At 72.1% G+C, this 25285-nt stretch carries 23 protein-coding genes and 1 pseudogene; 14 read left to right on the forward strand and 10 right to left on the reverse strand.

Features of this window, described 5'->3' with window-relative positions:
• Positions 1 to 14: 14 nt before the first annotated feature.
• Positions 15 to 1007 (forward strand): cell envelope lipid trafficking protein PgfA, encoded by a 993-nt coding sequence (gene pgfA, locus ABT137_RS09560; protein WP_351705094.1) that lies wholly within the window; start codon positions 15 to 17, stop codon positions 1005 to 1007.
• Here the strand turns inward: pgfA and hrpB are convergent.
• On the reverse strand, positions 997 to 3474 hold the full coding sequence (gene hrpB / locus ABT137_RS09565) for an ATP-dependent helicase HrpB (RefSeq protein ID WP_351705097.1): 2478 nt from the start codon (positions 3472 to 3474) through the stop codon (positions 997 to 999). The two genes, pgfA and hrpB, sit on opposite strands and share 11 nt — an antisense overlap.
• Positions 3475 to 3618: 144 nt before the next feature.
• A complete protein-coding gene (locus ABT137_RS09570; protein WP_351705804.1) occupies positions 3619 to 4494 on the reverse strand; it encodes a class I SAM-dependent methyltransferase in 876 nt (291 codons plus the stop codon).
• A 366-nt stretch (positions 4495 to 4860) separates the two neighbouring features.
• On the opposite strand from ABT137_RS09570, the gene rpsA reads away from it, so the two are divergent.
• The 5 genes from rpsA to ABT137_RS09595 all read left to right on the forward strand — a co-directional run bounded on the left by rpsA (position 4861) and on the right by ABT137_RS09595 (position 10566).
• Positions 4861 to 6357 carry a 30S ribosomal protein S1 gene (gene rpsA, locus ABT137_RS09575; RefSeq protein ID WP_351705100.1) on the forward strand — a complete coding sequence of 499 codons (1497 nt, stop codon included), beginning with the start codon at positions 4861 to 4863 and terminating at the stop codon, positions 6355 to 6357.
• Between the two features lie 383 nt (positions 6358 to 6740).
• Positions 6741 to 8267 (forward strand): flavin monoamine oxidase family protein, encoded by a 1527-nt coding sequence (locus ABT137_RS09580; protein WP_351705807.1) that lies wholly within the window; start codon positions 6741 to 6743, stop codon positions 8265 to 8267.
• Positions 8268 to 8448: 181 nt separating this feature from the next.
• The gene (locus ABT137_RS09585) at positions 8449 to 9387 is read left to right on the forward strand and encodes a PAC2 family protein (RefSeq protein WP_351485635.1); all 939 of its coding nucleotides are present in this window, start codon (positions 8449 to 8451) and stop codon (positions 9385 to 9387) included.
• Positions 9388 to 9496: 109 nt separating this feature from the next.
• Positions 9497 to 10129 carry a dephospho-CoA kinase gene (gene coaE / locus ABT137_RS09590; RefSeq protein ID WP_351705103.1) on the forward strand — a complete coding sequence of 211 codons (633 nt, stop codon included), beginning with the start codon at positions 9497 to 9499 and terminating at the stop codon, positions 10127 to 10129.
• A gap of 50 nt (positions 10130 to 10179) precedes the next feature.
• Positions 10180 to 10566: a tetratricopeptide repeat protein gene (locus ABT137_RS09595; RefSeq protein ID WP_351705106.1), complete on the forward strand. Its 387-nt coding sequence runs from the start codon at positions 10180 to 10182 to the stop codon at positions 10564 to 10566.
• A gap of 57 nt (positions 10567 to 10623) precedes the next feature.
• On the opposite strand, the gene ABT137_RS09600 is transcribed toward ABT137_RS09595, so the two are convergent.
• On the reverse strand, positions 10624 to 10923 hold the full coding sequence (locus ABT137_RS09600) for a DUF6343 family protein (protein WP_351705109.1): 300 nt from the start codon (positions 10921 to 10923) through the stop codon (positions 10624 to 10626).
• A 65-nt stretch (positions 10924 to 10988) separates the two neighbouring features.
• Here ABT137_RS09600 and ABT137_RS09605 point away from each other — a divergent pair, with 65 nt between their 5' ends.
• Positions 10989 to 11903, forward strand: coding sequence for an acyltransferase domain-containing protein (locus tag ABT137_RS09605; protein WP_351705112.1), 915 nt, complete (start codon positions 10989 to 10991; stop codon positions 11901 to 11903).
• 127 nt (positions 11904 to 12030) lie between these two features.
• The gene (locus tag ABT137_RS09610) at positions 12031 to 12711 is read left to right on the forward strand and encodes a class I SAM-dependent methyltransferase (protein ID WP_351705810.1); all 681 of its coding nucleotides are present in this window, start codon (positions 12031 to 12033) and stop codon (positions 12709 to 12711) included.
• Positions 12712 to 12792: 81 nt separating this feature from the next.
• Here the strand turns inward: ABT137_RS09610 and ABT137_RS09615 are convergent, their stop codons facing one another.
• On the reverse strand, positions 12793 to 13428 hold the full coding sequence (locus ABT137_RS09615) for an RNA-binding S4 domain-containing protein (RefSeq protein WP_351705115.1): 636 nt from the start codon (positions 13426 to 13428) through the stop codon (positions 12793 to 12795).
• 279 nt (positions 13429 to 13707) lie between these two features.
• Between ABT137_RS09615 and ABT137_RS09620 the strand changes: the two genes are divergently transcribed.
• The gene (locus ABT137_RS09620) at positions 13708 to 14409 is read left to right on the forward strand and encodes a uracil-DNA glycosylase (protein WP_351705117.1); all 702 of its coding nucleotides are present in this window, start codon (positions 13708 to 13710) and stop codon (positions 14407 to 14409) included.
• Positions 14410 to 14443: 34 nt separating this feature from the next.
• Here ABT137_RS09620 and ABT137_RS09625 read toward each other — a convergent pair whose 3' ends face one another.
• Both ABT137_RS09625 and ABT137_RS09630 read right to left on the reverse strand, forming a co-directional pair.
• On the reverse strand, positions 14444 to 15916 hold the full coding sequence (locus ABT137_RS09625) for a LamG domain-containing protein (protein WP_351705120.1): 1473 nt from the start codon (positions 15914 to 15916) through the stop codon (positions 14444 to 14446).
• 157 nt (positions 15917 to 16073) lie between these two features.
• Complete coding sequence (locus tag ABT137_RS09630; protein WP_351705123.1) at positions 16074 to 16742, reverse strand: GntR family transcriptional regulator; 669 nt, start codon at positions 16740 to 16742, stop codon at positions 16074 to 16076.
• 138 nt (positions 16743 to 16880) lie between these two features.
• Here ABT137_RS09630 and ABT137_RS09635 point away from each other — a divergent pair, with 138 nt between their 5' ends.
• Positions 16881 to 18362, forward strand: a complete 1482-nt coding sequence (locus ABT137_RS09635; RefSeq protein ID WP_351705126.1) for an NCS1 family nucleobase:cation symporter-1 — start codon at positions 16881 to 16883, stop codon at positions 18360 to 18362.
• A gap of 5 nt (positions 18363 to 18367) precedes the next feature.
• Positions 18368 to 19090: an aspartate/glutamate racemase family protein gene (locus tag ABT137_RS09640; protein WP_351705129.1), complete on the forward strand. Its 723-nt coding sequence runs from the start codon at positions 18368 to 18370 to the stop codon at positions 19088 to 19090.
• Positions 19091 to 19112: 22 nt separating this feature from the next.
• Here ABT137_RS09640 and ABT137_RS09645 read toward each other — a convergent pair whose 3' ends face one another.
• The 3 genes from ABT137_RS09645 to ABT137_RS09655 form a co-directional block, all read right to left on the reverse strand.
• Positions 19113 to 19565, reverse strand: a complete 453-nt coding sequence (locus ABT137_RS09645; protein WP_351705132.1) for a GNAT family N-acetyltransferase — start codon at positions 19563 to 19565, stop codon at positions 19113 to 19115.
• On the reverse strand, positions 19562 to 19975 hold the full coding sequence (locus tag ABT137_RS09650) for a RidA family protein (RefSeq protein ID WP_351705135.1): 414 nt from the start codon (positions 19973 to 19975) through the stop codon (positions 19562 to 19564). The genes ABT137_RS09645 and ABT137_RS09650 overlap by 4 nt, the downstream gene beginning before the upstream one ends.
• An 86-nt stretch (positions 19976 to 20061) precedes the next feature.
• Entirely contained in the window at positions 20062 to 20268 is a 207-nt protein-coding gene (locus tag ABT137_RS09655) for a hypothetical protein (protein ID WP_351705137.1), read from the reverse strand.
• Between the two features lie 126 nt (positions 20269 to 20394).
• Here ABT137_RS09655 and ABT137_RS51015 point away from each other — a divergent pair.
• From ABT137_RS51015 to ABT137_RS09670, 3 genes and pseudogenes are all read left to right on the forward strand, one after another.
• Positions 20395 to 20627 (forward strand): annotated as a pseudogene (locus tag ABT137_RS51015) (hypothetical protein); the annotation flags it as partial.
• A gap of 74 nt (positions 20628 to 20701) precedes the next feature.
• Positions 20702 to 21433 carry a DUF7873 family protein gene (locus ABT137_RS09665; protein WP_351705140.1) on the forward strand — a complete coding sequence of 244 codons (732 nt, stop codon included), beginning with the start codon at positions 20702 to 20704 and terminating at the stop codon, positions 21431 to 21433.
• A gap of 568 nt (positions 21434 to 22001) precedes the next feature.
• Positions 22002 to 23864 (forward strand): FUSC family protein, encoded by a 1863-nt coding sequence (locus ABT137_RS09670; protein WP_351705142.1) that lies wholly within the window; start codon positions 22002 to 22004, stop codon positions 23862 to 23864.
• Here the strand turns inward: ABT137_RS09670 and ABT137_RS09675 are convergent, their stop codons facing one another.
• Positions 23865 to 25235: an SMI1/KNR4 family protein gene (locus ABT137_RS09675; protein ID WP_351705145.1), complete on the reverse strand. Its 1371-nt coding sequence runs from the start codon at positions 25233 to 25235 to the stop codon at positions 23865 to 23867.
• Positions 25236 to 25285: the final 50 nt, after the last annotated feature.

The raw sequence follows: 25285 nt of genomic DNA on the forward strand, positions 1-25285 counted from the left end.
CCCGGGAGGCCGAGATGCGCCGCAAGGCCAGTCTGGTCCTGCTCGCCTGTGCCGTGTTCTTCGCCGCGCTGTCCCCGCTGCTGCGCTGGTACGCCTTCCCCCGGCTCGCCAAGATCCCGGCGAACCAGTACCAGGACATGGTCCTGGTGGCGAAGAACGCCACGCTCCTCGACTACGGCACCATGAAGGCGAAGAAGGTCCCCCAGGTCACCATCGTGCAGACCCTCAAGGGCGACGTGGCGGCCGCGAAGAAGATCGAGAAGACGGCTGGCCGGGACGTCGTCGTCTGGGACGGCCTGTCCTACGTCCAGGGACCCGACGGCAAGATGGTCTCCGAGATTCCCGAGCGCTACATCTTCGACGCCCACAGCCAGGAACCCGTCCACGCCACCGGCGAGATGGTCGACGGCGACCCGGTGACCCGGGACGGCATCGAGTTCAAGTTCCCGTTCCTGACCGAGAAACGGGACTACGAGTACTTCGACGCGCAGACCCGCACCACCAACCCCATCCACTACAAGGGGACGCAGACCTTCCGGGGCGTCAAGGTCTACTACTTCGAGCAGACCATCCCCTGGACCAAGGTCCCCATGCCCAAGAAGCTGCCGGTGCAGGGCATCACCGCCGAGTCCGTCGCCAAGACCGGCACCACCCGCTGGTACACCACGGTCCGCAGGTTCTGGGTCGAGCCGGCCACCGGGGCACCCGTCTACGGCGAGGAGATCCACAAGGAGGAGCTGCGCGGCGGCACCCTGCTGGGCGGCCGTGCCAAGGTGACGGCCTTCGCCGGCGACGTGAAGATGCGCGAGGACTACATCGAGAGCACCGTCGCCCTGGTCAAGCACAACCGCACCCTCGTCCTGATGCTGACCTCCTACCTCCCCTGGGGGTTCCTGTCCCTCGGCATCGCGCTGCTCGCCCTCTCCCTCTGCCTGGAGGCCCGCAGCCGCCGCCCGGCCGATCCGGAGCCGGTCGACTCCTCGGTCCCGGAGCCGGTCAGCGTCTGAGCCGCGCGTTGGTGTGCCGGGTCGGCTCGGCCGTGGCGGGATCCTCGGGCCAGGGATGCTTCGGATACCGGCCGCGCAGCTCGGCCCGTACGCCCTTGTAGCCGTCCTTCCAGAACGAGGCGAGGTCGGCGGTGACGGCGGCGGGCCGCCCGGCGGGGGACAGCAGATGCACGAGCACCGGCACCCCGGCCACGGCGGGCGACTCCTGCAACCCGAACATCTCCTGCAACTTGACCGCGAGCACGGGCTGTTCGGGATTCCCGTAGTCGACCCGGATCCGCGACCCACTGGGTACGGCGATCCGCTCCGGCGCCAGCTCGTCCAGCCGCCCGGCCTCCCCACCCGCCCAGGGCAGCAGTCGACGCAGCGCCTCCCCGGCGTCGATCCGGCCGAGATCGGCCCGCCGCCGGGCCCGGCCGAGCTCCGGCTCCAGCCATGCGTCCACGCGCGCGTGCAGCGCGTCGTCGGACACGTCGGGCCAGGGCTCCCCGAGGTGCAGGTGCAGAAAGACGAGCCGCTGCCGCAGCAGGGCGGCGTCGGGCGTCCACCGCAACAGGCCGAGCCCTTCGCGCCGCAGCCCGTCGAGCAGCGCATCGCGTACGAGAGCCGGGTCGGCGTCCCGCAACGGCCGCACCGCGAGCTCGATCGCCCCGAGCCGCTCCACCCGCCGCGCGACGACGTCGCCGTCGGCCCAGCGGACCTCCCGGTCGTCCGCGTACAGCGAGGCCGCAGCCGACCTGGCCGTGTCCTCGTCCACCACCGCGGCGAGCCGCACGCGCGCGTGGCCACTGCCGACCGGACGGTCCGCCACGGCCACGGCGATCCACGGCGCGCCGCGCAGCGGGCTGCCGTCACCGAGCTCGGCCCGGGTGCCGGAGGCCATGAGGTACGACCCTCCGTCGGCCCTGGCGACCCGCTCGGGGAAGGCGAGGGCGGCGACGCGACCCACGGTGCGGTCGTCCACGCCGGACACCGAAGCTCCCTCGTCGTCCGCCTGCAGCCGCCGTACCTCCGCGAGCCAGCGCCCGGCATAGGCGTCACCGCCCCGCCGGGCGGCGCGCAGCGCGGCCGCCATGTCGTCCCCGTACTCCCGCGGCGGCTCCTCGCTCAGCAGCGCGACCGCCTCCGCGCCCCCGCCCGGGGTGTCCAGCAGCGCCCGTCCCAGCCGCGGATGCACCCCCAGCCGGGCCAGCCGTACCCCCCGTTCCGTCGCCCGTCCGGCGGAGTCGACCGCACCGATCGCCGTCAGCACCTCCCGCGCCGCCGCCATCGCCCCGGCCGGCGGCGGGTCCAGCAACGCCAGTCCCGAGGCCCCCGGATCGCCCCAGCAGGCCGTCTGGAGGGCGAACGCGGTCAGGTCGGCCACCTTGATCTCCGGGGCCGGAAAGGCCGTCAGACGGGCGTCCTCGGCCTCGGACCAGCACCGGTAGACCGCCCCCGGAGCCTCCCGCCCGGCCCGCCCCGCCCGCTGCCGCCCGGCCGCGCGGGACGCCCGTACCGTCGCCAGCGCGCTCAGCCCGCGCGCGTGGTCCACCCGCGGCTCCCGCGCGAGCCCCGAATCGACGACCACCCGTACGCCGGGGACGGTGAGCGAGGACTCGGCGACCGCCGTGGCCAGCACCACCCGGCGCCGCGCCCCGGGCGCCAGCACCGCGTCCTGCACGGAGGCCGGCGCCCTGCCGTGCACCTGAAGCACCTCCATGTCCCCCAGGTCACCCAGCCGGCCCGCCACACGCGCGATCTCGCCCACGCCGGGCAGGAAGCACAGCACGTCCCCGTCCCGCTCGGCCAGGGCCCGCCGCACCACCGACACCACATGCGCGAGCAGCGCCGGGTCGACCCGCATCCCGTGCGGCGGCCGCACCGGACGGGCCGGCGGCGCCCACACCGTCTCCACGGGGTACGCGACACCGGCCGCCTCGACCACCGGCGCCCCGCCCAGCAGCCGCGCCCACCCCTGCGCGTCCGTCGTCGCCGACGCGGCCACCAGGCGCAGCTCCGGCCGCAGGGTCTCCCGTACGTCCCAGAGGAAGGCCGCCACCGTGTCGGCGTCCAGGTGGCGTTCGTGGCACTCGTCGAGGACCACGACGTCGACGCCGGACAGTTCCTGGTCGCGTTGCAGACGCTGCAACAGCACACCGGTCGTGACGACCTCCACGCGCGCGTGCCGTCCCACGACCCGCTCGCCGCGCACGGTGTAGCCGACGCTCCGCCCGACCTGCTCGCCGAGCAGCCAGGCCATCCGGCGGGCCGCCGCGCGGGCGGCGATCCGGCGCGGCTCGGCCACCACCACCCGCTGGGCCGGCCCCTCGCCCAGCAGCCCGGCCAGCGCCAGCGGCACCAGCGTCGTCTTGCCGGTGCCGGGCGGTGCCACCAGGACGGCGGTGCCGTGCCCGTCCAGGGCGTCGTGCAGACCGGGCAGGGCCTGCCGCACGGGCAGCGCGTCCAGGGCGTCGTAACGGATCACGCCCCTAGTGTCGTACGCGACCGGAAGCGCCCCGCACGCGCGCGTGCGCTTTCCACACGCGTACGCGCGCGGGCGCTCTTCTTATGACGCGTACGCGCGCGTGGGCTTTTGCGCGTGGGCTTACCGAGGCGGTCAGTCCGTCCCTCAGCCTTCGGCCGGGGGGACCCCCATCTCGCTTCGCTCGCACACGAAGATCGCCGTCCCGGGGATCAGATGGCCCCGCAGCGGGGACCAGCCACCCCATTCGGAGGTGTTCCAGGCCGGCCACTCCGGCTCCACGAGGTCGACGAGCCGGAAACCCGATGAGGCGATGTCCCGGACCCGGTCGCCCAGCGTCCGATGGTGCTCGACGTACACGGCGTGGCCGTCCTCGTCCTGTTCGACGTACGGCGTCCGGTCGAAGTAGGAGGCCGAGACCGAGAGCCCTTCGGGGCCGGGCTCGTCCGGGAACGCCCAGCGGATCGGGTGCGTCACCGAGAAGACGAACCGGCCGCCCGGCCGCAGCACGCGGCGCACCTCGCGCAGCACCAGACGCGGATCGGCGACGAAGGGAAGCGCGCCGTACGCCGAGCACACCAGGTCGAAGGAGGCGTCCGCGAAGGGCAGCGCGCCCGCGTCCGCACAGACCAGGGGAAACGATCCGCCGATGCGCAGCGCGTGCTGGAGCTGGCGGTGCGAGAGGTCCAGGGCGACCGGCCGGGCTCCCTGGGCGGCCAGCCAGCGTGCGCACTGGGCCGCGCCGGCGCCGATCTCCAGGACGTCCTTGCCCTTCAGCTCCTCCGGCGGGCCGAGCAGCTCCGCCTCCACCTCGTCGAGGCCCTCGGGACCCCACACGAAACGGTCGTCGCCGAGGAACGTGCCGTGCTCGACCTGGTACTCGTCGGCGTTGCGGTCCCACCAGCCCCGGTTGGCCAGACTGCTCTCCGCGACCCCGGCGACACGCCGGGTGGCTTCCGGTTCGGCCTCGGCGCCGGTCGTCGCACCGGCCTCTTCCAGGTCGAACGAATCGGGCTCTTGGATGATCGGCTCCCTCGTCGTACTCTTCCGTGCAACCCGCCAGCGGTGTGTCACGGAGGGGGTCTCTCAGGCGTGCGTGGCCTGGTGGGACGTTTCTTGTGCCGGGTATGCGGTGTTCCGCCCCGGGTGTGCGCCTTCGCGCATTGACCCTGCCCGGCTGCCCCCGTATGCTACAAGTTGCGCTGCGGGCCTGCGCACCTCAGACGTAGCAGGCTGCGCTCGCATCTGTTGTATGTCCCCTCGGTTGTCGAGGCGTCACCAGTGGTAAAGGTGGCGCTTCCTAGGCTGTCCGGCTTCTACAGAGCGAAACAGGCTCCCGGCGTAAGCAGTACCTACGACTTCAATGTCCGTACCGGAGCCCTTTCTCACATGACGAGCAGCACCGAGACCACCGCCACCACCCCGCAGGTAGCGGTCAACGACATCGGTAACGAGGAAGCCTTCCTCGCCGCGATCGACGAGACGATCAAGTACTTCAACGACGGCGACATCGTCGACGGCGTCATCGTGAAGGTCGACCGGGACGAGGTCCTGCTCGACATCGGTTACAAGACCGAAGGTGTCATCCCGAGCCGCGAACTCTCGATCAAGCACGACGTCGACCCCAACGAGGTCGTCGCCGTCGGTGACGAGATCGAGGCCCTTGTTCTCCAGAAGGAGGACAAGGAAGGCCGCCTGATCCTCTCGAAGAAGCGCGCCCAGTACGAGCGTGCCTGGGGCACCATCGAGAAGATCAAGGAAGAGGACGGGATCGTCACCGGTACCGTCATCGAGGTCGTCAAGGGTGGTCTCATCCTCGACATCGGCCTCCGCGGCTTCCTCCCGGCCTCCCTGGTCGAGATGCGCCGCGTCCGCGACCTCCAGCCCTACGTGGGCAAGGAGCTCGAGGCCAAGATCATCGAGCTGGACAAGAACCGCAACAACGTGGTCCTGTCCCGCCGTGCCTGGCTGGAGCAGACCCAGTCCGAGGTCCGCCAGACGTTCCTCACGACCCTCCAGAAGGGTCAGGTCCGCTCCGGTGTCGTCTCCTCGATCGTCAACTTCGGTGCCTTCGTGGACCTGGGTGGCGTCGACGGTCTGGTCCACGTCTCCGAGCTGTCCTGGAAGCACATCGACCACCCGTCCGAGGTTGTCGAGGTCGGCCAGGAGGTCACCGTCGAGGTCCTCGACGTCGACATGGACCGCGAGCGTGTCTCCCTGTCGCTGAAGGCGACCCAGGAAGACCCGTGGCAGCAGTTCGCCCGGACCCACCAGATCGGTCAGGTCGTCCCGGGTAAGGTCACCAAGCTGGTTCCGTTCGGTGCGTTCGTCCGCGTGGACGAGGGCATCGAGGGTCTGGTCCACATCTCCGAGCTGGCCGAGCGCCACGTGGAGATCCCGGAGCAGGTCGTCCAGGTCAACGACGAGATCTTCGTCAAGGTCATCGACATCGACCTCGAGCGCCGCCGCATCAGCCTCTCGCTGAAGCAGGCCAACGAGTCCTTCGGTGCCGACCCGGCCTCGGTCGAGTTCGACCCGACCCTGTACGGCATGGCCGCGTCCTACGACGACCAGGGCAACTACATCTACCCCGAGGGCTTCGACCCCGAGACCAACGACTGGCTCGAGGGCTACGAGACCCAGCGCGAGGCGTGGGAGCACCAGTACGCCGAGGCGCAGCAGCGCTTCGAGCAGCACCAGCAGCAGGTCATCAAGAGCCGCGAGGCCGACGCCGCTGCCGCTGCCGAGGGTGGCGACGCCGCGGGTGCGGCTCCGGCCGCCGGTGGCGGTTCGTACTCCTCCGAGGGCGCCGACACCTCCGGCGCGCTGGCCTCGGACGAGGCGCTGGCCGCGCTGCGCGAGAAGCTCGCGGGTGGCCAGAGCTGAACGCTCACTGAGCAGTAGCTCCTGACCGAGGGGCCGCACCTTTCGAGGTGCGGCCCCTTGGTGTTGTCCGGTTGTTCTTCGGCTGGCGGCCGGTGGGGGTTGGTCGCGCCCACGCGGCGGAGCCGCACATCGACACAGCCCCGCGCCCCTAAGGGAGTTGGCGTGGCCGCCCGTCGCGCTCCTGGGGGAGTCGGCGTGGTCGCCGGTCGAAACGTGTGGGATACACGAATAGCCGCTGGGCCGTAACGCGGCGCTGGGACGCTTCCCCGGTCTTCGTTCAAGATCGGAAGGGGAGTCGCGTCATGACACAGCCTCAGTACGGGTCGGGGACGAGTCGGCGGTCGTTTCTGAGAAACGTCGGTCTCACCGGTGGCGCCGGCGCCATGTTCGCCACCATGGGAGCGCTCGGACTCGCCCCCACCGCCCAAGCCGCCCAGCGCGAACAGCCCTTCCGGGCGCTCAGCGCGAGCGACTTCACCCTCACCGGGCGCGCCGCGGCCAGAGTCGTCGTCCTCGGCGGCGGCATCGCCGGCCTCGCGACCGCCTACGAACTCGGCAAAGCAGGCTACGACTGTACGATCCTGGAGGCCAGGGACCGCACCGGCGGGCGCAACTTCACGGTGCGCGGCGGCGACTCCACCACCGACCTCTACGGCAACACGCAGACCGCGCGCTTCGCCGACGGCCACTACATGAACGCCGGGCCGGCCCGGATCCCGCAGTGGATGATCACCCTCGACTACTGTCGCGAGCTCGGCGTCCCCATCCAGGTGTTCACGAACGTCAACGCCGACGCCTACATCTACAACGAGTCCGCCGGCATGACGAAGCCGGAGCGATACCGCACCGCCAAGGCCGACGTGTACGGCTATGTCTCGGAGTTGCTCGCCAAAGCGACGAACAAGGGTGCGCTGGACAAGGAGTTGACGGCCACCGACCAGGAGCGGCTCGTCGAGTTCCTCAAGGACTGGGGCGAACTCGGCGACAAACTGACGTACGAAGGCGGTGAGCGGCGCGGATACACGACCGTACCGGCCGCCGCCGGCACCCCCGGTGTGCTCCTCGGCGATGTCCCGACCGCCTCCGCGGTGCTTGCGAGCGGAGTCGGGCGCTACTTCTCGTTCGAGTTCGGCTTCGACCAGGCGATGCTGATGTTCCAGCCGGTCGGCGGCATGGACCAGATACCGAAGGCGCTCACCCGGGCGATCGGCGACCGGCACATACGTACCGGAGCCGTCGTCTCCAGGATCACCGACACCGGCCACGGCGTCACCGTGACGTACATCCAGGGCGGCCGTACCAAGGTCGTCGAGGCCGACTACTGCGTGGCCGCCATGCCGCCCAACATCCTCGCCAAGGTGCCGCACAACCTGGGCTCCGGAGTGCAGAGCGCCCTGGCGGCCGTCACCCCGTCGTCGGCCGCCAAGATCGGCCTCGAATACCGTTCCCGCTGGTGGGAGCTGGACCACCACATCTACGGCGGCATCACCGAGACCGACCAGGACGTCACCCACATCTGGCACCCCTCGTACGGCTTCCACGGCGAACGGGGCGTTCTCATCGGCTACTACAACTACGACGACGACGCCGACTCCTACGCCAGGCTCACCCCGGCCCAGCGCGAACAGCGGGCGGTCGCCGCCGGCGTGAAGATCTACGGCGACAAGTACCGCACCGAACTCGCCTCCTCCTTCTCCCACCACTGGCGCCAGACGCCCCACCTGGAGGCCGCCTGGCACGACACCCCCGGCGGCCCCGACGACGCGCGCTACAAGCCCCTGAACGAGCCCGCCGGCCGGGTCTGGTTCGCCGGCGACTGGCTCAGCTACACGGACGCCTGGCAGCACGGCGCGTTCAGCTCGGCACGCAAGGCGGTGACGGCGCTCCACGCGCGCGTGATGGCCGCCTGACCCCGGCACGCGCGCGTGACCGGTCCGGTGCGGACGCACGCACGCGCGCGTGCACCCGCTTCTGTCATGAGAAGGCTTCTGTCATGAGAAGGCGGTGAAAGGCGCCTGTTCGGGGTTCCGGCGGGAATGCCTGTGGTCAGTGCCGCGTTGACCCGTACGAACACGAGGAGGAGCGGTCACAGTGCTTGATCCGCAGGGTTTGTACGCATGGGAGCCGAAGGGGCTGGCGGTCGTCGACATGGCGCTGGCCCAGGAATCGGCCGGTCTTGTCATGCTCTACCACTTCGACGGATACATCGACGCGGGCGAGACCGGCGACCAGATCGTCGACCGGCTCCTCGACTCGCTGCCCCACCAGGTCGTCGCCCGCTTCGACCACGACCGGCTCGTGGACTACCGGGCCCGCCGCCCGCTGCTGACCTTCAAGCGGGACCGCTGGACCGAGTACGAGGAACCCAGCATCGAGGTCCGGCTGGTCCAGGACGCCACCGGCGCCCCCTTCCTGCTGCTGTCCGGCCCCGAGCCCGACGTCGAGTGGGAGCGCTTCGCCGCCGCCGTACGGCAGATCGTGGAGCGGCTCGGCGTCCGCCTGTCCGTGAACTTCCACGGGATCCCCATGGGCGTCCCGCACACCCGCCCTGTCGGCCTCACCCCGCACGGCAACCGCACCGACCTGGTCCCCGGACACCGCAGCCCCTTCGACGAGGCCCAGGTGCCCGGCAGTGCCGAGTCGCTGCTCGAATTCCGCCTCATGGAAGCCGGACACGACGTCCTGGGCGTCGCCGCGCACGTGCCGCACTACATCGCCCGCTCGCCCTACCCGGACGCCGCCCTGACCGTCCTGGAGGCCGTCACGGCCGCCACCGGCCTGGTCCTCCCGGGCATCGCGCACGCCCTGCGCACGGACGCGCACCGCACCCAGACGGAGATCGACAGCCAGATCCAGGAGGGCGACGAGGAGCTGACCGCCCTCGTGCAGGGTCTCGAGCACCAGTACGACGCGGCGGCGGGCGCCGAGACCCGGGGCAACATGCTCGCCGAGCCGGTGGAGATCCCCTCGGCGGACGAGATCGGCCTCGAGTTCGAGCGCTTCCTCGCGGAGCGGGAGGGCGACAACTGAGGCCCGCCCGCACACGATCACGCACCGGCCGGGCGGCGAGCCCGGCCGGTGCGACGTCGACCGAACCCTGTCACGGCCGGTGTCGGTGGCAGGGCCTAAGCTTCGGGGCATGCTGAAAGTTGGCCTCACCGGCGGGATCGGCGCCGGCAAGAGCGAGGTGTCGCGGCTGCTCGTCGGGCACGGCGCGGTGCTGATCGACGCGGACCGCATCGCGCGTGAGGTCGTCGCGCCCGGGACCCCCGGTCTGGCCGCCGTGGCCGAGGCCTTCGGCCCCGAGGTGCTGACCGCCGACGGCAGCCTGGACCGGCCCAGGCTCGGCTCGATCGTCTTCGCCGACCCCGCGAGACTCGCCGTACTGAACTCGATCGTGCACCCCCTTGTCGGGGCCCGCTCCCGCGAGCTGGAGAGCGCGGCCGCCGACGACGCCGTGGTGGTCCACGACGTCCCGCTCCTCGCGGAGAACGGCCTCGCACAGCTCTACGACGTCGTGGTCGTCGTGGACGCGGCCCCCGAGACCCAGCTGGACCGGCTGACACGGCTGCGGGGGATGACCGAAGAGGACGCCCGCGCCCGCATGGCCGCGCAGGCGACGCGCGAGAAGCGCCTGGAGATCGCGGACATCGTGATCGACAACGACGTCCCCCTGGACGTGCTCCGGCAGCGCGTCCAGGAGGTGTGGGCCGACCTCCTGCGCCGCGCGCGGACGCCGGGTTCGAGCGAGCGGAATGCGTCTTCGAAATAGCGGGCACCCGTCCGGGCGTTGAACCGCTTCAGTGAGGGAAGGACTGTGCCGTGCCCGAGACCAGCGGTTCGACCGGACGTACTCCGGAGACGCATGTCATCGACTTCCGTGCCGCCGAGCAACTGCTCAACGCACGGGACCCGCGGGGCGCGGTGAAGCTGCTCGACGGAGTGATCGGCGCGCACCCCGAGAACACCGCCGCTCGGCTGCTGCGCGCACGTGCCTTCTTCGCCGCCGCGCAACTGCGCCCCGCGGAGCTGGAGTTCACCATCGTCCTGGAGCGCGAACCGGACAACGCGTTCGCCCATTTCGCGCTCGCCCGCACCTACCAGCGCCAGGGCCGCGCCGACCTCGCGATACGCCACTTCCGGCTGGCGGCCGCCCTCGACCCGAACCCGGAGTACCTGAAAGCGGCCCGTTTCGAAGGCGGGGCGTGAGCCGACGGAGCGTGGGCCCGCGTCGCATGAGCCGACGGAGCGTGTCCGGATGCTCCCTCACGGGTGACGGTGCTGCGGCGGGCGCCGGAACGGCGGCGGGCGGGTGTCCGCGGGCCGGTACGGCGGTACATCGCGGCCCGGCTGATAGTGCGGGCCCTGCCGGATGTGCCTGAGGATCACGGCCATGTCCACGGTGGCCACCAGCCACAGCACCCCGCAGGCAGCAGCCCAGCCGGGGCGCCCGACCAGCGCGAACGCCGCCGTGCCGAAGATGGCCCAGGCCACCCCCCACACGCTCAGCCACAACCGCGCCCGCAGCGCACTGCGGGCGGTCACCGGTTCACTGCCCGTACGCATCCCGGATCACCACTCCTGTCTGCAACGTACTCCTCGACCGGACGTTCACCAAGGGGGACCCCGCCGTGCTGCCGGACGCCGCCGACCTGCCCGACCTGCTCCTCGACCTCGCCGTGCCGCACGAGGACATCAACGAGGTGGTGGCGCTGCGGCGGGCCGTGACCGCCGACCCCGGGGTGCGGCGGCTGCTGGAGGAGGGCGCCGAGGACGTGACCGGTGCCGTCCGGGAGGTGGACGACCCGTTCGGGCTCGGTGACCGGGCCGCCCAGGCCCCGGCCGCCCTGGGCGAGTACTTCCTCGTCTACGTCTTCCTCGCGGCGGTACCGCACGTCCGCGCGGTGCACCGGGCGCGCGGCATTCCCGACGACGTCTCCCGCCACACGCTCGCCGACCTCGGCCGCGGCATGGCACTGCATCGCCGGCGGTACGGCAGAGGAGGGCTGGGAGCGCGCCAGGCGCACTGGCTCACCCGGCACTTCTGCGGGCGGCTCTACCAGCTGGGACGGCTGCAGTACGAGCGGACGGGACTCGGCGAACGCACGGCGCAGGCGATCGGGTCGGCCGGTACCGAGGTGACCGGCGGTGAGCCCTCCCTGGACCTGCACATCCCCGACTTCCTCGGGCCGCTCACCCCGGTCGCCTGCGACCGCTCCCTGGACCATGCCCGTGAGTTCTTCGCGCGGCACTTCCCTGAGGAGCCCCACGCCGTCGCGACCTGCCACTCCTGGCTGCTCGACCCGCAGTTGCGCCGGTACCTCCCCGCGGACTCCAACATCATCCGTTTCCAGGAGCGGTTCCGCCCCGGGTGGCAGGACCGGGAGCCGGCCGACACCACACCGGTCGCCTTCGTCTTCGGCGACCCGGACCTGCCGGTGGCGGACCTGCCCCGGCGGACGTCGGTGGAGCGGGTGGTCGGCGACCATCTGCGGGCGGGCGGCCACTGGTACGTCGGGCACGGATGGTTCCCGTGGGACCAGTGACGGCCGTCAACTGCGCCTGGATGCAGGAAAGTTCCCGTCGAGCTTTCGAACTGCCCGAACGAGTGAACCGTCGGGGTTCGGGAACGGCGGCGCGGAGACCGGCCGTTGTTCGGGCATGACGATTGAAATGCGTGAGGGGTACGAGGGAACGGGTCCGGGAGCGATCACCCCGGACGGCTGCGCGGTCGAGCTCTACTCGCGCCTGACCGTCGGCGCCGAGCCGGACATCATCGAGGCGGCGGTCCCGGCCGGTGCCCGCATCCTGGAGCTGGGCAGCGGTGTGGGGCGCATGACACACCCGCTCCTGGAGCGCGGGTTCACGGTCACGGCGGTGGACGAGTCGGCGGAGATGCTGGCGCGCGTGCGCGGGGCGCGCACCATACGCAGCACCATCGAAGGGCTCGACCTGGGCGAGAAGTTCGACGTGGTGATGCTCGCGTCGTTCCTGGTGCACACCGGGGACGCGGAGGTGCGCCGGGGCATGCTGCGCACCTGCGTGGCGCACCTGGCGGCCGACGGCTGCGTGCTCATCCAGCGGGAGGGCGCGGACTACCACGCCAAGGTGCCGAGGGAGCGGGTCGACCCCGGCGGCTACACCGTCCGGATCGTGTCGGCCGAGCCGGTCGGGGACGGGGTGAACTCGGTGCGCGCGGAGTACGAGTTCCCGGACGCGACCTGGACCCAGACCTTCCTGACCCGGCCGCTCACCCAGGAACAGTTCGAGGAGGCGCTCGCGGAGGCGGGACTGGAGGTGGCCGAGTATCTGACCGAGGACGGGACGTGGGTGAGGGCGGTTCCGGCGGCATAGCGTGGGTGGACCCGCGGAGCGTACATGGAGCCGGGTCCTCCGGCCGGGCCGGGCCGAACTCCGCGGGGCCGGCCCGGCGGATCACCGTCCGCCGGGGCGTCCACCGCTCGGTCGGCCTGCCGAGCCCATCCCACCCGTGCCGGCCCCACCCGCGCTGCCCGTGCCGCCCGTCCCACCCATGCCACCGAGGCCGCGCAGTCGTTCCAGCTCGCGGCGGTCGCGCTTGGTGGGGCGGCCGGCGCCGCGGTCGCGCATGCCGATGGGGGCGAAGGCCTCGCGGGGCGGGGGCGGCGGTGAGTTGTCGATGTAGCACACGGCGGCCACCGGGGCGCCGACCCGCTTGCGGATCAGCCGCTTCACGATGACGACCCGCTCCCGCCCCTCGTGGCGCAGCCGCACCTCGTCGCCCACGCGTACGGAGTGGGCGGGCTTGACCCGCTCGCCGTTCACCTGGACATGTCCGCCACGGCAGGCGGTGGCTCCCATGGACCGCGTCTTGATCAGGCGGACGGCCCAGACCCAGCTGTCGATCCGCACGTTCTCACCGGCAGCGGGACCCGCGGCCTCGGCGGCGGCTACGGCCGCGGCGATTGCGGCGGGGTCGGGGGTCGGGTTGGCGGAGGCCTCGGCTCCCTCGTCGGTCCCGGCCGCGGTGGTGGGTGCCTCGGTCCCACCGCTCACCCGCTCCCTGCCGTCGTCCGCATCCTCAGAAGCCATGCCTCGACTTTAGCTCCCCGAGCCGACACGGCCGGAACCGTTTTGCCGACGCCCACCATCGCGCCCCACAGGGGCGCTGGGGGTACCCCCCGGCCGAAGGCTGGGGGAGGAACTGCGCGATCAGCCACCCACAACCCGCGGCCGCCACCTCGCACTGACCGACATGGTGCTCCCGCGCACCCCCGCCACTCCACCCGAGCCGCTCCGGCACACCTCGTCCTCGCCCCCCGCCGACCCTTCCTCCGCCTCCGCCCGCCGGACCGGCCCTACCGTTGAAACGTGAACCGCACCCCCCGCACCCAGCTCGCCCACCTCGACCAGCGCGTCAGTGGCTGCCGGGCCTGTCCCCGCCTGGTCGCCTGGCGGGAGGACGTGGCGCGTACCAAGCGGGCCGCGTTCGCCGACTGGACGTACTGGGGCCGGCCCGTCCCCGGCTTCGGGCCCGCCGACGCCCGGCTGCTGATCATCGGCCTCGCCCCGGCCGCGCACGGCGGCAACCGCACCGGCCGGATGTTCACCGGCGACCGTTCCGGCGACGTGCTGTACCAGGCGCTGTACGACGTCGGGCTCGCCTCGCAGCCGACCTCGGTGAGCGCCGACGACGGCCTGGAGCTGTACGGAGTGCGGGTCACCGCGCCCGTGCACTGCGCCCCGCCCGCCAACAAGCCGACCCCCGAGGAGCGTGACGCCTGCCGCCACTGGCTGACCGAGGAGCTGACGCTGCTGCGGCCGACGCTGCGCGCAGCCGTCGTACTCGGCGCCTTCGGCTGGCAGGCCGCGCTGCCGGCGTTCACGGAGGCGGGCTGGACCGTGCCGCGGCCCCGCCCGGCCTTCGCCCACGGCGCCCGGGTCGGTCTCGGCGGGCTGGACCTCTTCGGCTGCTTCCACGTCAGCCAGCGCAACACCTTCACCGGTCGCCTCACCCCCGAGATGCTCCGCGACGTACTGCGGACGGCGGCGGAGGCGGCCGGACTGGGGTGAGGGCCGACGTGAGGGCCGGACTGACGAGCGGGGCTCAGACGATCCGGGCCGCCGCCACCGGGCGGTCGTCCACCGTGTGGGTGCCGGTGGACGCGGAGGAGTTGACGCTCCAGCGGTAGCGGGAGAACTCGCCGGTGGCGTCGGAGGCGTAGAACATCATGTGGCCGATGCCGACGCCCTGGAAGCTCTCGCCGTCCACGTTGCTGACCATGCGGGTGTCCGGGTAGCGCGGGTAGTTGGTGAGGCCGTAGACGCCGTGCGGGTCGGAGGTGCAGTCGACGATCTCGACGGCGTACTGGGTCTCGCCGGTGAAGTCGGCGACCCCGCTGAAGACGCCCTTGACCTCGCGGACCAGGACGATGTGCCCGGTGTTCTCCGCGTCCTGCCCGTTGTAGTCGACGGCGATCAGATCGCCCGGCCGCAGGTCGGCGACCTTGCGGATACGGCGGAAGCGCGGGCCGGCGGTGTTGTTCCGGAACGCCGAGCAGTAGTCGGCGGCCTCCGGGCCCTTCTCCTGGAAGTACTGGAGGAAGTAGGCGTCGGTGGCCCAGCCGTAGGTGTGCTTGAGCAGCGCCGTGACGAAGGACGAGCAGCGGGCCCGGGCCACCCAGTCGGCGAGGTCGTCCGGGCGGCCCCAGGTCACGGTCGCCGACGTGTCCATCAGATAGACGTTGTTCGCGCGCGCCGTACGCCCGCTGACCAGGGCGATCTCATCGGCATCGAGCACACGGCCGTAAGCGCGGACGTCGTCGACCGCGCCCTTGAAGCGGTTGACGTAACCTCCGTCCCAGCGGGCCCGGCCGATGCTGAGGCCCTGGGGCGCGGTCCAGGACAGGGTGGTGTCGGCACTGCCTTCCAGGACGCCGTTCACGTAGAGCTGGACGCGGGTGCCGTCCCAGACGCCTGCCAGGTGGGTCCAGACCCCCGTCTTCGTCACCGGGGCGGCGGCGAGCGCCGAGACCTTGGTGCTCTGGTCCTCGCTGCGTACCTTGAACGCCCAGGTGCCGGCCGTGTCGTCGTACTGCAGCAGGAAGCGGCTGACGCTGCCGCCGTCCTGGCTCACGGCCGTGTACATGTTCGTGAGCACGGCGTCGTCGGCCAGCCGGACCCAGGCCGTGACCGTGAACGGGGCCGTGGTGTCCAGGACGGAGGCGGTGGCGGCGTAGGCACCGGCGGTGCCGTCGAAGCTCAGCTCGCCGCCCGCCCGCAGACTGGTCCAGCTCGCTCCCGGGCCCAGGGCGACCGGGTGGTCCAGGCCGGAGCGGTCGGCGCCGGAGCCGTCCAGCGGCCAGTGCCCGGCCAGTCCGGTCGGCAGATAGCCGGCCGCCAGCAGCCGCTGGTACCGCACCAGCTGTTCGGCCTCGGCCAGATGCGGTGCGGCGACCGGGGTGAACGGCGTGTCCAGCGGCTCGTCGGCGGCGGCGGACCCCGTACCCGCCGTCATGCCGGCCACCGCGCCCATCCCCACCAGCGCGGCTCCGCTCAACAGCCCCCGTCTGCTCACCATGGTCATGCCCTCCACGTCCGGTCCGTTCGGATCCGTCTCCGGTCCGTGCGGATCCCTTTCGATCTTCACTGGTGAGGAGAGCTCTAGGAGATCTCTGTGCGAACTGGTGTTCCCGTGGATGGCTACTGGTCGGCTGCCGGGCAGCCGGATTCCGCCGCTAGTCGCCGGCGTCCTCGTCGAACAGGTGCCGGACGGTCGACCGGTAGTTGGCCTGGACGTGGCCGAGCGCGCGGGCGCGGGCGCGGTCCGGGTCGCCCGAGGCGATCGCGTCGTACAACTCGCGGTGTTCGGTGAGGAGTTGGGGCCACTCCTCGTTCCGTCGGGTGAGCCAGCGCAACCGGCCGTCGACCGGTTCCATGACCGAGATGAGCAGGCTGTTGCCGGCCAGGGCCAGGATCCGGTCGTGGAAACGGGTGTTGATGTCGGTGATCGTCTCGGCGTCGCCCGCCTCGGTCGCCGCGGCCGCCCGGCCGAGCAGCTCCCGCAGCTCGGCCAGCGCCTCCGGGGTCGCCCGCGCCGCCGCCAGCCCGGCCGCGTACACCTCCAACGCCTCGCGCAGTTCGAAGAGTTCCTTGACGTCGGTCGGGGTCAGCCGGCGGACGACCGTGCGGCGGGCCGACTCGAAGAGGACGAAGCCCTCGGCGACCAGGGCCCGGATCGCCTCCCGGACCGGCACCCGGGAGACCCCGAACCGCTCGGCGAGCTCCCGTTCCACCAGCCGGTCGCCCGGGCCCAGACGTCCCGCGATGATGTCCTGCCGCAGGGTCGCGAGGACACGTTCGCGCACCGCGCCCAGGGGTTCGATCTTCGTGGTGGGGGAGCCCATGAGGTCATTTTCGCCGACCCGAGGGGCTTTTACGGAGCCGTAACGGGACGGACATCGGTCGGAACGCTTGACGGGAGCACCATGACGGCAGTTTGGTATACCAAAAGCTGGTACACCGGTTGGTTCCCTGGAGGCCCCGTGTCCCTCGCCGACCGCGCCGAAGCCACCGGCGCCACCGTGTTCGTCCCCGACCCCCGGCTCACCAACGAAGACCTCGCCCCCGCCGAGCGGCGGAACTGGAAGGTCTTCGACCTCTTCGCCATGTGGATGTCCGACGTCCACAACCTCGGCAACTACACCTTCGCCGCCGGCCTGCTGGTCCTCGGCATGAACGTCTGGCAGGTCTTCACCTCCCTCCTCGCCGGCTTCGTGCTGATCTACGTCGGCATGAACTGGATGGGGAGGATCGGCCAGCGCCACGGCGTGCCGTTCCCGGTGGTCAGCCGCATCAGCTTCGGTGTCTGGGGCGCCAACATCCCGGCGCTCATCCGGGCCGTGATCGCCATCATGTGGTACGGCATCCAGACCTACCTGGCGTCCGTTGCCGTCAACGTGATGCTGCTGGCCGCCTGGCCGGGCCTGAAGTCCCTGACGGAGAGCTCCTTCCTCGGCCTGGACACGCTCGGCTGGATCTCCTTCGTCTCGCTCTGGCTGATCCAGGCGGCGATCATCAGCCGGGGCATGGAGACGATCCGCAAGTTCCAGGACTTCTGCGGCCCGGCGATCTGGCTGGTGATGATCGCGCTGGCCGTCTGGATCCTGGCCAAGGCGCACTGGACCATCTCGCTCACCTCCACCCCGCACCCGGTCTCCACCGGCGAGCAGTGGCGGCAGTGGTTCGGTGCGATCGGCCTGATCCTCGCCACCTACGGCACCCTGATGCTCAACTTCTGCGACTTCTCCCGCTTCGCGCCCGACTACCGCACCGTCCGCCGCGGCAACTTCTGGGGCCTGCCGATCAACTCCACGGCCTTCGTGGTCGTCTCCGTGATCGTCACCGCCGGCTCCCTGGAGGTCTTCGGCGAGGCCATCACCGACCCGGCCGAACTGGTCGCCAAGGTCGGCAACACCTGGGTCCTGGTCGTGGCCGCGCTGACCTTCGCGGTCGCCACCATGGGCGTCAACATCGTCGCCAACTTCGTCTCACCGGCGTACGACCTGGCCAACGTCTGGCCGCAGAAGATCAGCTTCAAGGTCGGCGGCATGATCAGCACGGTGGCAGCCCTGGTCGTCACGCCCTGGAACCTCTTCTCCAACCCCACCGTCGTCAACTACTTCCTCGGCGGACTCGGCGCCTTCCTGGGCCCGCTGTTCGGCGTGATCATGGTCGACTACTACGTGATCAAGCGCGGCAGGGTGGACGTCCAGCAGCTCTTCGACGCGGCCCCCGGCTCCCCGTACCACTACCGCAAGGGCGTCAACCCCAAGGCCCTGTGGGCGTTCCTGCCCTCGGCGGCGGTCGCGGCCGTGCTCGCGCTGGTGAAGACGTTCAGCGACGTGGCGCCGTACTCCTGGTTCATCGGCACCGCCCTGGCCGCGGGCCTGTACCTGGCACTGTGCCGCCGCGACCGCGCGCTCGCCCCCGCCCCCACCCCCGTCACCGTGGCCGAGGAGGTCTGAAGGACGTGCGGATCGTCGTCACCAACTGCAACACCACGCAGGAGATGACCGAGGAGATCGTGCGAGGTGCCCGGGCCGCCGCAGGCCCGGGCACCGCCGTGACCGGGCTGACCCCGCACTGGGGGCCCGAGTCGGCGGAGGGCTGGCTGGACAGCTACCTGTCGGCGGCGGCGGTCCTGGACGCGCTGCGGACGTACGCAGGTCCGTCGTACGACGCGGTGGTCCTGGCCGGTTTCGGCGAGCACGGGCGGGAAGGCGTCCGGGAGTTGGTGGACGTGCCGGTCGTCGACATCACCGAGGCCGCCGCCCACCTCGCCTGTCTGCTGGGCCGCCGCTACGGCGTCGTCACCACGCTGGACCGGTCGCGCGGGCAGATCGAGGACAGCCTGGAGACCGCCGGGGTGGCCCGCAACTGCGTCGCCGTCGCCGGCACCGGACTCGGCGTCCTGGACCTCGCCGGTGACCCCGGGCGCACGGAGGCCGCGTTCCTCGCGGCGGCCGAGCGGGTCCGGGACGCAGGCGCCGAGGTCCTGGTCCTCGGCTGTGCCGGGATGACGGGGCTGCAGCGGGTGGTGGGGGAGAAGCTCGGCGTTCCGGTGGTCGACGGGGTCGGCGCGGCGGTGAAGCTGGCCGAGTCGCTGGTGACGCTGGGACTCACGACCAGCCGGGCGGGCAGTTACCGGAAGCCGTTGGCGAAGAGCCGGGTGTGGGGGGCCGCACCCGCATAGGGGGCGCGGCTCCGGGGCCGGCTCAGGGCCGCCACACGTACCGCACGTCCGGCTCCCGCTCCTCGTTCCCGCTCCCGTCCGTGTGCTCGACGGCGACGAAGCCGTGCCGCTCGTAGAACCGGTGCGCGGGCTTGTTGACCTGGAAGGTCCAGAGCGTCAGCCCCGACGGGAAGCGCTCCTTGGCCAGTGCCACGAACCGGTCGCCGATGCCGTGCCCCCGCCACTCCGGGGCCAGGTACAGCTGGGACAGCAGGGCCCCCGCGAGCACCATCATGCCCACGACGCGACCGTCCGCCTCCGCGACCCAGGTCTCGCGCGCCGGCACCACGACGTCCCGGATGTACGCGCGCACCTCGTCGTCCGAACGCGGCCGGACGACACTCGGCAGCGCGGCGCGGTACGACCGCAGGTAGACGTCGGCGACCCCGGCGGCGTCCGGCCCGCCGGCGCGGCGCAGTACGACCTCGGCGTTCACCCCCGCGCCCCCTCGGGCACGACGGCCGTGGCCGTGATCTCCACCAGCTGCCCGGTGTAGCCCAGACAGGCGACCCCGACCAGCGTCGACGAGTGCGGCCCGGAACTGAGCCCGGAGGCCTCGACGACCTCCCACACGCTGGACAGCACCGCGGGCTCACTGCTCACGACGTACACATCCGTCGCCAGCACATGCTCCAGGTCGCTGCCGACCGAGCGGAGTTGCTCCCGCAGGTTGGCGATCACCCGCTCGGCCTGCCGCGGCGGATCCCCCTCGCCGACGAGCTTCCCCTCCTCGTCCAGCGGAACGGAACCGGCGAGGAACGCGAGCTTCGTGCCGGCCTCGACGACGGAGACGTGTGAGTAGCCCGGCGGCGGGAAGAGAGCCGGGGCGGTGACGCGCTGGATCACGGGGGCTCCTGGAGGGAAAGGCGGGCAACCGGTCGATCATCCGCGCTCACGCCGGGCGGCCGCACCTGAATTTCCCTGAGCGGCTGTCACAGGGCGGGAAGGCCGCCGCACGGACTCTCCACCCGCCAGCCCTCGCCCCGCACCAACGGCCGCCCGCACACGGCCAGATGCAGCGCCAGCGTCGAGAGCGCGTACAGCCGTACGGCATCACATCGGTCCGCTGCCCGCCCGTACCGCCCGGTCTCCCGAAGGCTCAGCCGGCCGCCGTCGCTCCCGGCGACGAGCAGCGGCACCGGCTCCCCGTCCGGGCCGGCCGCGAGGAACGTGAACTCGCCCCCGCCCCCGCCTCCGTAACCGTCATCGATGCTCTCCCGGACCTCGTACTGGGGCAGGTACGACAGCTGAGCGAACCCCAGCGCTGGGAGGGCCAGGTCTCCGAGGTCGGGGGTGGGGCGGCGGTGTCTTCAACGGCGGGGCCTGGCTCACCATCGACGGCGGTCACGCTGTGCTCGCGGCCAGGGGGGAGTGGGTGACGAACGAGAAGCGGCTGCTGGAGCGAGCCGGGTTGCGGGGAGTCGATGACATCCTCGGCGGATTGCAAGCGGAATCCGGGGAGTTGGCCCGGGCCGTGGGTGAGGCCGAGTTGCTATTCGGCTTCGCTGGCGTAGTCGGGCTGCTCGAAAATTGCATGGGAATACGCCAGTTACCGCTGCTACCGTCCCTCACGTGGCGAAACTCAATCAGATCATCGCGGTCGAGAAGGGCATCAAGTCCAAGGCTCATCAGGACCTGACGTCGGCGCATCACGGGTTGCAGAAGCCCGCGTTGCTGGCCGGTATCTCGCGGACGTATCAGCCGAAGGACGAGGAGGGCGAGCAGCTGCCGCCCGAGTCCACGCGGGTTCAGGTCAAGGCCGAGGACGTGCTGCGGGAGACCTCGGCCACGCTGACGCGGCTCTTCGACGTGACCGCCACCAAGGACTGGGCCAACTGCGAGGCCAGGGCCGATGTGAAGGTGGACGGGCGGGTGCTGGTCGCCGCCGTGCCCGTCGCCTACCTGCTGTTCCTGGAGAAGCAGCTCGTCGATCTCAATACCTTTGTGCGGAAGCTGCCGGTGCTCGACGCCTCCGAGTCGTGGGTGCAGGACCCCTCCACCGACGCCTGGAAGACCGAGCCGGTGCGGACCCTGCGCACCAGGAAGGTGCCCCGCAACCACGTGAAGGCCGAGGCCACCGAGAAGCATCCGGCGCAGGTCGAGGTGTACTACGAGGACGTGCCGGTGGGGTACTGGACCACTGTGAAGTTCTCGGGCGCCCTGCCCGCACGGCGGGTCAACGAACTCCTCGACCGGGTCGAGAAGTTGCAGCAGGCCGTCAAGTTCGCCCGTGAGGAGGCGAACGGCGCCGACGTCGTCGACCAGCGGGTCGGGGACGCCGTGTTCGGCTATCTCTTCGGATAGCCTTCCCAGACTCCCCGGCCCCTGCGGCCGGGGTGCGCGAGGAGCGCAAAGCTGAAGCTGAGCCTTGTCGTGAAGAGCGGTCGTACCCACAGTGCGCACAGTGCGTACCACGCACGCCGTGCACACCGGGCGGACCGCGTTGAATCTCAGACTCTCGCTCCAGACTCAGCATTCGCCGCCGATCGCCGGATCGACCGGGCCCGGGCCCCAGACGTCGAAATGCAGGTTCAAGTCCTGCCCGCGCAGCTCGATGCGTGGTGGTCCAAAGGAAGGACGCGACGACCTTACGACTGACCCGGGTTCTCAAGCGTGCCGGCGTGTGACGATGGGTGGCATTCCGGGGCCCGGGGGCAGGCTACGCCCCCGGGCCCGCTCGCGTTCCGCCCCGAACCGGACCCGCACGGAATTGCGTTCATAAAGAACGCGGCTCTCCGGGGCACTTGTCACACCCATGAAATGCGAACGCACCTTTTCGTACGGGAACGCGATCTACCGTGGGACGTACAAGCCAACAGCCCGGCCACCGTCGCCCGAAGGCACACCCCGCCCTCGTCCGGTCAGGAGCCCCGTGTCCCGTCGTATCGCCCTGCCGCCCTGGCTCGCCCACGCCCTGCGCGCCCAGCGCGGGCCCGTGTCCTGGAGCGCCGTGACGAGAGGGGCGCTGGCCGCCGGGCCGCTGCTGCTCACCGCGGTCCTGCTGCACCGCACCTCCCTCGGCGTCGTCGCCGCCATCGCCGCCATGCTCGCCGGGATCAACGACCGGCCGGGCAGCCGTCGGTCCGCCGTCCGGCGGCTCGGGGTGCCCGCGGCGGCCGGGGCGCTCGGGCTGCTCGTCGGGACGTACGGCGGGGAGCACCTGACCGCCGTCCCCCTGACCCTGCTGCTCACCGCGCTCGGGCTGGTCGCCGGCGGCATGAGTGCCGTCGGACCCGTCGCCTCCGGGGCCGGGACCCAGTTGCTGGTCGCCGCCGCCATCGGCGCCGGGATGCCGGTCGCCGAGGCGGGCTGGCAGCGGGCCCTCGCCTTTCTCGTGGGCGCCGGGTGGCTGGTCGTGCTCCGCCTCGCCCTGCCCACCCCCGGCGCGATCGCCGGTGACTTCCGCTTCGACGGGGAGCGGGACGCCGTCGCCGCCGTGTACGACGCCGTCGCCGACCTGCTCGACGCGGTGGGCGACGAGGCCGCGGGCCGAAAGCGCGTCGCCCTCACCGCCGCGCTCGACCACGCCCAGGACGCGCTCACCGGGCCCCGGCTGCGGCGGTACGCCAGTTCCGCCGCCGAACGCCGGCTGCACGCGCAGTACGCCGCTGCCCTGCCCCTCGCCGAGGCGGCCACCGCCCTCGCCTGGGCCGGGGAACCGATATCCGCGCGGGCGGCCGAGGGGCCCCGGCGGCTCGCCGTGGCCGTCCGGGAGAACGGCGGCACCGGGCCGTTGCCCGCACCCTCGCGGTCCGCGCCCGCACTGCGCGCCCTCGACGACGCCCTGCTGCGTGCCGCGGAGGCCTTCGACCGGGCCGAACCCGAGGGCGGCGAGCAGCGGCCGCCCGCTCGGCGCCGTACCGCCGTCGACATCGCGCGGGCCGCGCTCGGCGGCGGCGGGCGGGAGTACGGGCTGCGGGTCGCCCTCTGCTTCGGGGCCAGCGCCGCCATCGCCCAGGCCCTGCACCACGCCCGCTGGTACGGCGAGCACCAGCACTGGTACTGGCTGCCCGCCACCGCCGTCTTCCTCGTCAAGCCCGACCTCGGGCCGCTCGCCTCCCGGGTGCTGTGCCGGGCCGCGGGGACCGTGCTCGGCGCCCTCGTCTTCGCGGGTCTCGCCGCCGTACTGCCCCGGCCCGAGGGACTCATCGCGCTGGTCGCCGTCTGCGGGGCGGTGATCCCGGTGTCCACCCGGCACTTCGGCGCCCAGACCGCCGTCGTCACCGTCCTGGTGCTCGCCCTGGTCATGGTCGGCGGCGAACCGCAGGCCTCCGTCAGCCGGATCGGCGAGACGCTGCTGGCCTGCGCGCTCGTGCTGATCGTCGGACATCTGCCGATGCCGGGGCGGCGGGGCGGCGCGGTACGCGCCCGGCTCGCGTCGGCCGGGCGGGCCGCGCACGCCTATCTCGACCACGTCCTGAGCGGGTCCGGCGACCGCGGCGAACGCTGGGCCCTGCGCCGCGAGGCCTACCGCACCCTCGCCGAGGCCCGGGCCGCCATCGCCCTCGGCGCCGCCGAACTCCCCGCCCTCGCCCGGCACACCGAGGGCACGGACGCGGTGGCCGCCGTACTCGAACGGCTCGTGGACACGACCACCGCGTGTGCCGTGCACCTCGACGAGACGGGGCGGCTGACCGACCGGCACACCCGGCAACTCAAGGATCTGGCAGGGGAGCTGGAGCGTGGTGGGCAGCGGCTCGGGGTCGCGGTGCCGCGGATGCCGGTCGCCGCGTAGTCAGCGCGCCAAGGTGCCCTCCAGCACCGTCACGGGGATGGGCGGGCGGCTCCAGAGGGCGAGGATCTCGTTGGCCAGGGCCACGACCGGCAGCGGCGGCCGGTCGCCGTGCACCTCGATGGCCGCCGCCGAGAGGCTGCGCGGCACCGCCGACGCGTCCAGCAGGCCCCGCCAGTCCTCCGGGCTCAGCTCCAGGAACTCCAGACCGGTGAGCTTCGCGATCTCCAGCGGGTCGGCGAGCGTACCGGGGTAGGCGCGGAGGGTGCGCAGCCGGGGCAGCCCGACAACCGGGGCGAGGCCGAACCGCCGGCCCTCGTCCAGCACACCGATGCTCAGCACCTCCAGGCCGGGATGGGCGGCCTCCTCGACACTCCCGATGCCCGCGTGGTTGACGTACGCCACGGCCGGCGGCCGGCGCCCGGCAGCGCCACCGCGCCGTTCGTCCTCGGGCAGGTTCGCCACCAGATCGGTGAGGGAGCCGGCGAGCAGGCCGGCTCCGGTGTGGTCCTCGTGGCCGATCACGATGATCTGCCCGGAGTGGCCGGCCGGGCCCGGCGTGAGGTCGACCGCGATCCGGTCGCCGCCGCCGTTGTCGCCGAAGACGATCCAGCCCGGTGAGCCGACCAGCCCCTGCACCGTCGCGTCCGGCGGGGTGACGACCGCGTCCATCGCCGCGAACCGCCAGTCGGCCGGGCGGGTCGAGGCGTCCGCGAGGTACACCTCGTCCAGCGGGAAGAGTTCGCAGCCGACCGCCTCGACGACGGCGTACGGGTCCGGCCAGTCCTCCCAGCGCGCCCGCGCCACCCGGTACAGCGTCCTGAGCTCCGCGGGCAGCGGGACGCCGAGCCGGGCCTCCGCCGCCGCGATCTCCGCCTCGGTCGCGCCGACGGCGTCGGGGAGCCGCTCGCGCAGCGTCCGCTCCAGCAGCCCCGGGTCCGCCGAGGGGTGCGGCACCGCGCCCGGCGTCGGCTCGGGCAGCCGGCGCCAGGGCTCGGGGACGGCGTCCTCGACCAGGATCAGCGAACCCGGGTGCGCGCCCCCGATCCCGGGTGTCACGGCGGGGCTGCCGCCGATGAGATGGAGCACGGTCCGCCCGTCAGTGCGGATCTCCGCGGCGAAGGCCATGTCGTCGGTTCCGGCCTCGGCCAGCGCCTCCTGTACCCGCTGTACGGCGTCGAACTCGTCCTGCACGTCCTCCACCAGAGCGGCTCGTCCGGGCGGCGGAGTCGGGCGGGGCAGGTCCAGACTCCAGCCGAACAGGCCGATACGGCCCACCACCTGGCCGCCCGGTGCGGCGAGACGCTCCGCATGGGCGGCACGCAGCAGCCGCAGTACCGGCTCCCAGGTGGCGAAGTCGTGCAGTGCGGGCAAGGGGGGCTCCAGTCGTCCGGGGAGAGCGGTGATGTGACGGGCGATGTGAC

The sequence above is a fragment of the Streptomyces sp. NPDC001980 genome, assembly GCF_040296885.1.
Lineage (GTDB): Bacteria > Actinomycetota > Actinomycetes > Streptomycetales > Streptomycetaceae > Streptomyces.